The sequence below is a fragment of the Citrobacter sp. RHBSTW-00944 genome (assembly GCF_013615435.1).
Lineage (GTDB): Bacteria > Pseudomonadota > Gammaproteobacteria > Enterobacterales > Enterobacteriaceae > Citrobacter > Citrobacter braakii.
This window is the reverse complement of sequence record NZ_CP055418.1, coordinates 559,521-569,086: the sequence shown is the minus strand read 5'-3', so window position 1 is coordinate 569,086 and position 9,566 is coordinate 559,521. Positions and strand designations below refer to the sequence as shown.

Sequence of the window (9,566 nt, the reverse complement as noted above, 5' to 3'; positions counted from 1 at the left end):
GCAGCAAGATAGTTGCAGCGTCGTTAAAAACGGCTCACACACTCCATTGCAACCGTTTTGAACTCGCTGAAATTGCGGCATGCGCAGAGTCGCGTCATCGCCCGCTCGCGCAGGAAGGTGACGAAAATATCGTAGATCGCCATCGCTTCTTCGTATTCGCTTTTGCTGATGGCGAGCAGGAAGATCACATGCGCCGTTTCATCCCCCCAGGCGATACCCCGCGGGGCAAGGATGGTGTAGACCACCGTTTTCTTTGCCAGCAGACCGAGGGCGTGCGGCAGGGCAATGCTGTCACCCAGCATGGTGCTGACGATGGCCTCACGTTCAACCACCGAATCAAGAAACTCCGCATCGACAAAGCCTTCATCCTGCAACTGGCGACATAAAACGTTGAACAACGTTTGTTGATCCATTGGCTCGTCGATCACACGAAAATGGGCGGCATCGAAGAATTTGTTCAACATCCACGGACGGGTTCTGTCGACCAGCACCAGTTTGCCAATTTGCTCCAGTTGATAATCGGTAGGGAACGGTGCAATCATCACCACAGGCTTATCTTTTTCACCAACCCACGCGGTAGAGATGACGAAATCTTCGCTGATACTTTCCCGCTGTTCGTAGTCGCGTAGCGTCACAGTATCGACGATTTCTATCTGCGGATACTTACGCGCCAGCACCGCTTCAATCATCCGCGCCATCGCATTTCCAGCATCGCATACCAGCAGAACTTTCGGCTGCCTCTGGTAACCGATGTTGTAACTACGCTCCAGCCCGACGCCAATATGCAGCACAAGGAAGCCAATCTCATTTTCACTGATGGTGTACGGCGTATATTTTCCCCATCCCGAGACGGCGGCCAGCGTCATGTCCCACGCCATCGGGTAGTGCTGTTTAATATTTTCCAGTAGCGGATTGGGGATCATTATCTGGTAACGCACCCGGGTGATCATCGTCTTAATATGCGTCAGCAGATCAGCATGTAACTGTTTGTCATTCAACAGGTTGTAGTTGTACTGGCTGTTGATAAACCGCAGGATGTAATTGACCAGCGCTTCGTCATCATCCGCATTGATGGCGCTGGGGGCGATCTCTTGTACCTGGCGGGCGGCGATATGCACCTGCAACCAGTTCTCTTCGGAAACGGTAAGCGGTTTATCCGCCAGTCGGTGCAATACCGCTGCGATTTCCCGCGTGGCCAGGCACACCGATTGCTCGGCTTCTTCTGCGGCAAACTCCGGGAGGGGATACCCTTCGCTAATCCGCCGTACCGCCACCGCGCAGTACAACCGCAAAAACAGCTCACCCTCATCGGTCAGGCGAATGTGAAAACGGGCAAAAATATCCTGCAAAACAGGTTGTAGCTGTTCAGGGATCCCGGCATTTAGTGCCTCTTGCGTCACTAGCGGGTGCTGTGGATCCTGCTGTGCCAGCGTCCATAGCAGATCGGTCAAACAGGCGCGGATCGCCATCTCGCTGCCAAACAGTTTCATACCGTGACGGGGGCGCGTTTCCAACGTCAGATGATAACGTTGCAGATGCTCGCGCACCTCAGCCATATCGTTTTGCAGCGTCGCGCGGCTGATAAACCATTCATCAGCCAAATTCTCCAGCTTCAGCGAAAAGGCCGACGTCAGAAAACGAACCACCAGCCAGTGCACCCGCTCCTGGCTGGTGCGAGGGATGCGCAGCAACGCGTCTGGTCGCTGCGTTTGCAGGGCATGATAACGTGCCGGGTCGTCAATTTTGAGTTGATAACCGTTACCCCGGCTGAGGACAAACTGCGCGCCGTACTGGGTGAGCAGCGCGTTTAGCGCAGTGATATCCGCCCGTACGGTGCGTGTGGAAACCGACAACCGCTGCGCCAGCTCGTCCTGTGGAAGCGCTTCGTTTTGCAGCATGCCAAACAGCTGCGCTAAACGTTGGTTGGGGAATCGCACGTCAGTTTCCTCATCAGTCAGTTAGCCTACGCAGGCCCGGGTCATCGCCATCAGCTGGCGCACGTCGTCCGGTCGGGTGTTACCACTCACCTTATCAATAATCGAACTATAGATGTGAGGAATGATTTTGCTCACTCCGGCATCCAGGGCGATCTGCAAAATTTCAGTGAAATTATCCAGATCGATACCGCCAGTTGGCTCCAGCCAGAAGTCATGATGGGCGCAAGCCTGGGCGACTGCAATGTATTCCTCACGGCACTTCAGGCCACCCATTGGGAAGTATTTAATCGAGCTCCCCCCCATGTCTTTGAGCAACGCAATCGCGGTTTCTACCGGCACAATGCCGTCTGGCGTCTGGCTGCTCAGCGGACCGGTGGAGATTTTCACCCTGCCCGGTGTGCCAGTTGGCGAGACCAGACCGTTGACCACCGTCTCCTGCTGACCCAGCAGCGCGCGGCTGGTCGCCACGCCGGTAAAGACCTGATTAACATGCTGTGGCTGCACCTGACGGGAGATTTCACTGACCATCGCCGACTGGTTTGGATCGCCCGCCCCCAGCCCCACGGAGAGGGCATTGTCGATAAGCGCTGCGTATTCACGCATATCCGCGACCGCGCTTGCGACATCCGGGTAATTTTTTGACAACACACCGACCAGCACGTGTCCTTCCGCCGCCGCGTAAATATCCCGGGCATTTTCTTTGGAGCCCGCCAGCACGTTCAGGCAGACGCGTTCGCGATAAAAGTTAGGGGTCAGTTTCATGCTTTTTTCTCCTGCGAAATCACTTCACCAATTCGACGGGCCACAATCTCCAGTTGCGCGCGATCCACGCTGCGCACATCGGCTTCGATAATGCCTTCGTTAGCTTTGTAACCACGGAAGTAAATCGCGTACTCTCCCTGCTTGAGCGCGTCGACCAGTTCACCTGTGGCGATCCCGGTTACCGCTTCGTCAAACTTAATTTCCGTGCGCGCGATGTCGCGCCCTGCGCTGTCCCACACCACGCGGGCACTTACGCCGTGAAGCTGGTTTAACGCATTAATGAACGGCGTCATTTTCTCGACCATCTCCGCGCCGCTCTCTTTGTGCGCGTTCAGATATAGTTCGATGGCGCAGGTCAGGCCAAGAATCCCCTCTTTACCCACCTTCATCGCCCGGCCAATCCCCGCGGTCTGGCGCTTCACCCACTCAACGTATTGGGTTTTGCCAATCACCAGGCCGCTAGTTGGCCCTTCAATCGCTTTCGCACCGCTATAAATCACCAGATCCGCACCAACCCGGTAGTAGCACTGCAAATCCTCTTCCGCCGCCGCATCCACGATTAGCGGCAGATTATGCGTACGCGCCACCACCGCAGCCTGTTCCACGCTGAGCATACTTTTCTGGACGCAGTGGTGAGATTTGATATACAGAATGGCCGCCGTGCGTGGCGTAATGGCCGCCGCCAGCTGAGCGGCGGAACATTCGTTGGCATAACCCGCTTCCACGAGCTTGCCGCCGCCGAGCGCCACCATGGTGCCAACCGGAGCGCCAAAGTTGACGTTGTGGCCTCTGGGCAGCACGATTTCGTTGTTCTCGATCGGCGCGACGTGCAGGTTCTCCAGCAGCCAGTCGCTGTCCTTAACCAGCACTCCAGCCACTGACAGGGCGATTCCGGCCGAAGCGCAGGAGACGACGGTTGCCCCTTCCACCTCCAGCAATTTCGCAATGTAGTCACCGGTTTTATTGACCAGGTCTTTCATCTCAAAATATTGATTCATCCCCGCCATTGCGGCCTGAACCACTTCTGGTCGTGGCGTAGAAACGCCGAGCGCCGTCATGCGGCCTGAGGTGTTAATAACCTGTTTTAAATTGTATTTCTCAAAAATCGAAGGCATGTTCCGCGCTCCCTTGTTCGGTCATATAGCCCTTGCCCGCGCGTATTGCGGCAAGCGGCACCAGCAGTTGTTCAGCCTGCAGGCTGTCGTTTTCTGCATCTACCAGCACGGTTGGCTGGCGCTTAAGCGTAAAGAGGGTTAAATCGGCATCCAGACCAACCTGCAGCCGCCCTTTCTGTTTCAGGCGCAGACCATCGGCGGCATTGGCAGTAACGCACTCAATGACCTGCGGTAGCGACATCCCAATGGCGAGAAATTTCGACATCACATTCGCCAGGGAATACACCGGGCCGCTGATACGGTTGCGACAATAAATATCGGAGCTGATGGTGTGCGGCAAAATGCCCAGACCGATAGCGCGTTTTGCCACCGCAAAGCTCAGGCTGGCGGTGCCATGCCCAACGTCCAGACGCACACCGCGTGAAATCGCCCGCGTCACTGACGCCCGCAGCTCGCCTTGCGGCGTCAGAATGCGATTCGGCTTACCGTTGTAGCAGTGGGTAATGATGTCGCCCGCGGTCAGGCGTTCGGCGATCTCATCCAGATCCGGCGGATTGTTGCCGATGTGCACCATCAGCGGCAGGTCACCGTTCTGCGCTTGCATCGCTTTGGCGCGCTCCAGCGGCGTAATGCCGTTTTCACCGACCACGCTGCTGCTCATGCGCGCCTTCAGGCCGACGATAAAATCAGGATGGCGCTTCACCGCCTGTCGCACCGCATCGGCATCAATGTTGGCCATATTAGCCAGCTCGTTCTGGGCGATAAGCCCAACGCGGGAGATATTCAGCAGCGCATACACTTCGGTGGTCGCTTCCCGGGTCAGGGTATAAAAATCATCGATATCATCCGCCCCGGTACTACCCGCATCCACCACCGTGGTAACGCCGGTAGCTATACCGACGCTGTCCGGCTGGTCGTGATAAATCGGGGATTTCGGATAGCAGTGAACGTGGGAATCAATCCAACCTGCGCTCACGTAGTACTCGCCGCCCAGTTCGATGGTTTTCAGCGCCGGGCCATCAACGTCGCCCAACGCCGCAATTTTGCCGTCTTTGAGCGCAATATCGCTCACCGTATCGTCAACGAGGCGCGCACGGCGCAGGAGTAAATCAAACATCGCTCTCTCCTTTGCCGGATGGCGGCGCAACCGCCTCATCCGGCCTACAAATCAACAGTTAGCTAATGGCAATCGGGAAGATGGACCCGAGGATCATCGCCCCAAGGATCGCCCCGCCGGTGATCGGTTTCTGCCACAGGTAAAACAGCAGCGCACCCGCCAGTGAACCGATGCCGATAGGGATAGACGCTGTCATCGCGCTGAGGATAATCAATGGTCCGAGGAAGCGGCCGGAGGCGTTACCGGCCCCCATCATGACATCCGCACCGTAGGTCGAGTCGCTCTGATTGATGGTGAACTTACGCGCCAGAATAATGATGTAGCCAATCGCCAGACCAATCACCAGACCGGTGACCAGCGACGCTGCGAAGTTGGCAACCGGGAAGATAATACCTGCGCCCAACAGCAGCGCCGGAACACCTAACCCGACCCCGGTCTGAATCGCCCCGCCAATATCCAGAATCCCCACCAGCGAACCTTCAATGATGCGGGCAAACAGGAAGCTTGCACCAAATGCCGCCACCGCCCCGTAGGAGCCGGTGTCCATTCCCGCCTTCAGCATCGCCACAAAAGCGACTTCGTTAAATGCGCCAATCCCGTACAGGTAGTACATGTGCGTTCCGGCAAATACGCCAGAGGAGAGCAGGCCAACGAAGATCGGGAACGACCAGTCAGCGAACCAAAAACCTTTATTCTGTTCCATGATGGCCTCCGTTATTTGCCGCTGAGCGAGTTGTGGATCAGTTCGAGCCAGTTAGGCACGGTCAGATGGAAGGATTCGATCATCTTCATGTCGAAGCCGCGGAAGAAGCCGCTCAGGACAAACAGCGCGACGATAGCCACCATCATCACTTTAGTGACGTGGTTCCAGCCACTCTCTTCCACGCCTTTACCGATCAGAATGCCAAGGACCAGACCCGGGACGGCGTTGCCCATAATCAGCTGCGCCGCACCGCCAAAGACGGTGGCCCAGAAGCCTGATTTTTTACCGGCATCGATCGCCGCCAGCCAGAAGATTACTGGCATCACGGTGTTAACCAGCAGGTTAGCCGCAGGCACCAGCACCTTGACGGCAGTCACCTGCAACGCTTCCGGTACGGATGACGCCGTAAGATTCAGGAAGGTCACAACGATCATCCCGATAACGCCGCAGGCAATCGCCATGCGCTTGGGATCGTGCAGCGTTTCACCGACGTTGCGGTTTTTAACCATCAGCGCAGCAGCGCCCCAGTTGGGGATGATGCGATGGTCGACGTCCTGAGTGAACGCCCCCGCCGCAACGGAGGAAGCCCAGGCGTTAAAGAAGAAACCCAGGCCGAACGAGAAGTGAGAAGCCGGATCCCCTTCGCAGGAATTCAGTTCTCCCAGAGTACGAAACGCGCCCATCCCTTGAGTGGTAGGCGCATGAAACATGCGTGCAGCCCCAGCGCCGACACCGACGCCAACCAGGCCGCCGATGATGAGCGATTTTATTAATATTATCAGGAACATAATTATGCCTTTTAATAAAGAATCAGCGTTGCGTAACGAAATCCACCTTGTCGAGATTGATGGCAGTCACGTTGACGGTCACGTCCAGCTCCACGCTGAAGGTGCGTCTTTCCCGGCGCAAAAAGAGGAATAAAAATGCCTCTTTGCGCACCGATTCACGCGCTTGAACAACCTGCACATCCTGTGGCTCAATACGCAGTAAGATATGCGGCGACGCTTTCATCACCGCTGCCTGAACGTGGTTCAGGGCATCGGCAAAGGCGCGCGCTTTGGCCTCGCCCTTGCCAGTGACTCTCACCGTGGTGGTGAATTGTTCTTTCATGCTTAAGCGCCGTGTTTCTTTTGCCACGCCTGTACCAGGCGCTCACCGAGTTCTTCTTTGTCCATAAAACCGAACCCCAGCACGTTGCAACCTTCGTTGATGGCAGTGACCCCTTCATCAACCGAGCGCATGCCGTATTTCGCCTTGTAGCCGTATTTGGTCTGCGCGGTAATCGCACCCGCGCCGCCACTGCCGCAAAACGAGATACCAAAGGTGGCGTTTTCCGCTTTCATCACGTCACCCAGCTTCATATCTGCCGCAACGCCCGGCACCACAACCGCACGGCCGCCCGCTTTCTCAACGCCTGCCGCCACTTTCTGGCCTTTACCCAGACGATCGCCAATCACTACGGTAATCTGTTCCATCTTTTGCTCCTTAAAGGTTGTCTTTCGCGACTTCGAAGTGCACCGACAGCAGCCAGGCCTCTTCCTCAGGAAGATTGCCAAACTCAGCGACCACGTCACGGGCAAGCGCCATTGATTCGGCAGAAATTTCATCAAACAAGCTGGCATCGACTTCTGGTAAGGGTTCACCCGTTACCGAGCGGTGCGCCATGGCGCGAACATGCGACGTCAGCATCTGTTCCTGTACAGCGTTGGGAATAATGTGGCGTTCACGCAGCAAGGCATACACCTGCGCCAGCATGCGGTCGGCCAGTTCCACCGATTCCCCCATGTCATTCATTACAGCTCCGTTATTCACTCGTCTTACCCCACTAGTGGCTCTGAGGTTAACTTAGCGGTGGGGGTTAAAAGTTTGTAGCGAGTTGTTTTCCACTTCGAAGTGGAAAGGGGCGCAGCGATAGTGATCTGTGCCGCAAAAAGGGCCGGGACCACGATTAATCACTGGAAGAATGTGATTGAGATCGCAAGAGTGAGCAGCAAAATGGAAGGAAATGCGAACAATGAATGGACGATAAAAATGAAAAAATGTGATGGGGATAGCGTTTACTTATGGGATGCAGGGGCGCAGCGTCTTATCCGGCCTACGGTTATGCAGGCCGGATAGAGTAGATTAGCGGAACTTCTTGTGGTTTTCGTTGCGCGTTTTTTTCAGGTCTTCCGCAACGGCTTTCGCCTCTTTGACTTTACCTTCGTTCGCCAGTTTAAGCGCGCCGTCAATCTGACCGATCAGCGTGTCAAAGCCGTGGCGGAAATCTTTCATCTCCGCACTGTCCGGGGATTTGCTCTCCAGCTTCGGCGGCGTTCCCTTTTGAGCATCCAGCGCGGCTGCACGCATTTTGGTCAACGCGTCTTTCAGTTCAGTCGCATTGTCCGTTTTTTCGACGATCTTCAGGTTGTCGTTGAGGATCCCCATGTCATCTTCGAGATCGGCTGCAAACGCAGAAGAACCAAGAACCAGCGTTGAAGCCGCGACGATCGCTAACAGGTGTTTACGCATTGCTCACTTCCTTTTTTATTATTAAAAAATTAACGCCTTAACGAGTATCATTGCCCGGCGATTTTCATCTCCGGTAACAATACCGAACCACACTGAATATTACTGCGCGTTTCAATATCGTTGCCTACGGTCACAATATTGCGCCACATCTCTTTTAAGTTCCCGGCGATGGTAATTTCACTCACCGGATACTGAATTTCGCCGTTTTCGACCCAAAAACCCGCTGCGCCGCGCGAGTAATCGCCGGTAATGCCGCTTACGCCCTGCCCCATCAGCTCGGTAACCACAAGGCCTGTGCCCATCTCTTTGAGCAACTGCTCGAAGCTTAGACCCTGTCCCGGAATTCGCCAGTTGTGGATCCCGCCCGCATGACCGGTGCTCTTCAGTCCCAGCTTACGTGCGGAATAGTTGGTCAGCAGCCATTGGGTCAGCACGCCGTCTTTAATAATGTCACGGCGTTCGGTCCGTACGCCTTCGCTGTCGAACGGCGACGACGCCAGCCCTTTCAGCAGGTGCGGATGTTCTTCAATAGTCAGCCATTCCGGCAGAATTTGTTTGCCCAGCGAGTCGAGCAGGAAGGTGGATTTACGGTATACCGAACCACCGGCAATCGCGCCGACCAGATGTCCGAACAGCCCAGTCGCCACTTCGTTGGCAAAAATCACCGGCGCTTTCATGGTGGAAAGTTTACGCGGAGAGAGGCGAGATAAGGTGCGGCGAGCACAGTCTGCCCCCACCCATTCCGGCGTTTGCAGATCGCCCATCGCCCGGCCAATGGTGTAGGCGTAATCACGCTCCATATCGCCATTTTCTTCCGCGATGACGCAGCTGGAAAGAGAGTGACGCGTAGAGCAGTAGCCCTGCAGCATACCGTGGCTGTTACCAAACACTTTGATGCCATAGTGGCTGTTAAAACTGCCGCCTTCGGTATTGGTGATACGCTTATCGGCCTGTAGCGCCGACTGTTCCGCGCGGGCTGCCAGTTCGATAGCTTCGTCAGTGGACACTTCCGCCGGGTGGAACAGATCCAAATCGGGCGCATCAAAGGCCAGCAGTTCTTTATCTGCCACGCCGGCGCACGGGTCCGGTGAGGTATAACGTGCAATATCCAGCGCGGCCTGCACGGTACGTGCAATCGCCTGCGGGCTTAAATCAGTGGACGATGCGCTGCCCTTACGGTTTTGGTGATAAACCGTAATCCCCAGCGCGCCATCGCTATTGAATTCTACGTTCTCCACTTCACCATAACGGGTGCTGACGCTAATACCCGTGGTCTTGCTCACAGCGACTTCCGCGCCATCCGACTTACCTGACGCTAATTCCAGTGCCGTCGAGACCGCTTCTTCCAGAATCTTACGCTGCGCTTCAACTTGTGAGATTACTTTCATCGCAAATGCCATAATGTAGAGAGAGTTTCTCTG

11 protein-coding genes are annotated in these 9,566 nt (G+C 55.6%); all 11 read right to left on the bottom strand.

From position 1 onward, the window contains the following. Positions 1–23: 23 nt before the first annotated feature. Entirely contained in the window at positions 24–1,937 is a 1,914-nt protein-coding gene (locus HV334_RS02710) for a PRD domain-containing protein (protein ID WP_181221142.1), read from the bottom strand. A 21-nt stretch (positions 1,938–1,958) separates the two neighbouring features. After that, the gene (locus tag HV334_RS02705; RefSeq protein WP_181221141.1) at positions 1,959–2,699 is read right to left on the bottom strand and encodes a KDGP aldolase family protein; all 741 of its coding nucleotides are present in this window, start codon (positions 2,697–2,699) and stop codon (positions 1,959–1,961) included. Next, entirely contained in the window at positions 2,696–3,814 is a 1,119-nt protein-coding gene (locus tag HV334_RS02700) for a DgaE family pyridoxal phosphate-dependent ammonia lyase (protein ID WP_181221140.1), read from the bottom strand. Before HV334_RS02700 ends, HV334_RS02705 begins: the two co-directional genes overlap by 4 nt. Continuing rightward, positions 3,798–4,931: an amidohydrolase/deacetylase family metallohydrolase gene (locus HV334_RS02695; protein WP_047358560.1), complete on the bottom strand. Its 1,134-nt coding sequence runs from the start codon at positions 4,929–4,931 to the stop codon at positions 3,798–3,800. The genes HV334_RS02700 and HV334_RS02695 overlap by 17 nt, the downstream gene beginning before the upstream one ends. Positions 4,932–4,989: 58 nt before the next feature. Beyond that, positions 4,990–5,634 (bottom strand): DUF4310 family protein, encoded by a 645-nt coding sequence (locus tag HV334_RS02690; RefSeq protein ID WP_003830379.1) that lies wholly within the window; start codon positions 5,632–5,634, stop codon positions 4,990–4,992. Positions 5,635–5,645: 11 nt separating this feature from the next. Continuing rightward, entirely contained in the window at positions 5,646–6,422 is a 777-nt protein-coding gene (locus HV334_RS02685) for a DUF4311 domain-containing protein (protein WP_005134210.1), read from the bottom strand. Positions 6,423–6,444: 22 nt separating this feature from the next. Further along, entirely contained in the window at positions 6,445–6,744 is a 300-nt protein-coding gene (locus tag HV334_RS02680) for a DUF4312 family protein (protein ID WP_016151468.1), read from the bottom strand. A gap of 2 nt (positions 6,745–6,746) precedes the next feature. Further along, positions 6,747–7,109, bottom strand: a complete 363-nt coding sequence (locus HV334_RS02675; protein ID WP_003830384.1) for an SFCGS family glycine-rich protein — start codon at positions 7,107–7,109, stop codon at positions 6,747–6,749. A gap of 10 nt (positions 7,110–7,119) precedes the next feature. Further along, on the bottom strand, positions 7,120–7,428 hold the full coding sequence (locus tag HV334_RS02670; protein WP_016151467.1) for a PRD domain-containing protein: 309 nt from the start codon (positions 7,426–7,428) through the stop codon (positions 7,120–7,122). Between the two features lie 330 nt (positions 7,429–7,758). After that, positions 7,759–8,145 carry a cytochrome b562 gene (gene cybC, locus HV334_RS02665; RefSeq protein ID WP_016155540.1) on the bottom strand — a complete coding sequence of 129 codons (387 nt, stop codon included), beginning with the start codon at positions 8,143–8,145 and terminating at the stop codon, positions 7,759–7,761. 47 nt (positions 8,146–8,192) lie between these two features. Beyond that, a complete protein-coding gene (gene pmbA, locus HV334_RS02660) occupies positions 8,193–9,545 on the bottom strand; it encodes a metalloprotease PmbA (protein WP_181221139.1) in 1,353 nt (450 codons plus the stop codon). Positions 9,546–9,566: the final 21 nt, after the last annotated feature.

Coding starts and splice junctions, on each gene's coding strand:
- cybC (WP_016155540.1), bottom strand. CDS start 8,145: ATGCGTAAACACCTGTTAGCGATCGTCGCGGCTTCAACGCTGGTTCTT.
- HV334_RS02705 (WP_181221141.1), bottom strand. CDS start 2,699: ATGAAACTGACCCCTAACTTTTATCGCGAACGCGTCTGCCTGAACGTG.
- HV334_RS02670 (WP_016151467.1), bottom strand. CDS start 7,428: ATGAATGACATGGGGGAATCGGTGGAACTGGCCGACCGCATGCTGGCG.
- HV334_RS02695 (WP_047358560.1), bottom strand. CDS start 4,931: ATGTTTGATTTACTCCTGCGCCGTGCGCGCCTCGTTGACGATACGGTG.
- HV334_RS02685 (WP_005134210.1), bottom strand. CDS start 6,422: ATGTTCCTGATAATATTAATAAAATCGCTCATCATCGGCGGCCTGGTT.
- HV334_RS02700 (WP_181221140.1), bottom strand. CDS start 3,814: ATGCCTTCGATTTTTGAGAAATACAATTTAAAACAGGTTATTAACACC.
- HV334_RS02675 (WP_003830384.1), bottom strand. CDS start 7,109: ATGGAACAGATTACCGTAGTGATTGGCGATCGTCTGGGTAAAGGCCAG.
- pmbA (WP_181221139.1), bottom strand. CDS start 9,545: ATGGCATTTGCGATGAAAGTAATCTCACAAGTTGAAGCGCAGCGTAAG.
- HV334_RS02690 (WP_003830379.1), bottom strand. CDS start 5,634: ATGGAACAGAATAAAGGTTTTTGGTTCGCTGACTGGTCGTTCCCGATC.
- HV334_RS02680 (WP_016151468.1), bottom strand. CDS start 6,744: ATGAAAGAACAATTCACCACCACGGTGAGAGTCACTGGCAAGGGCGAG.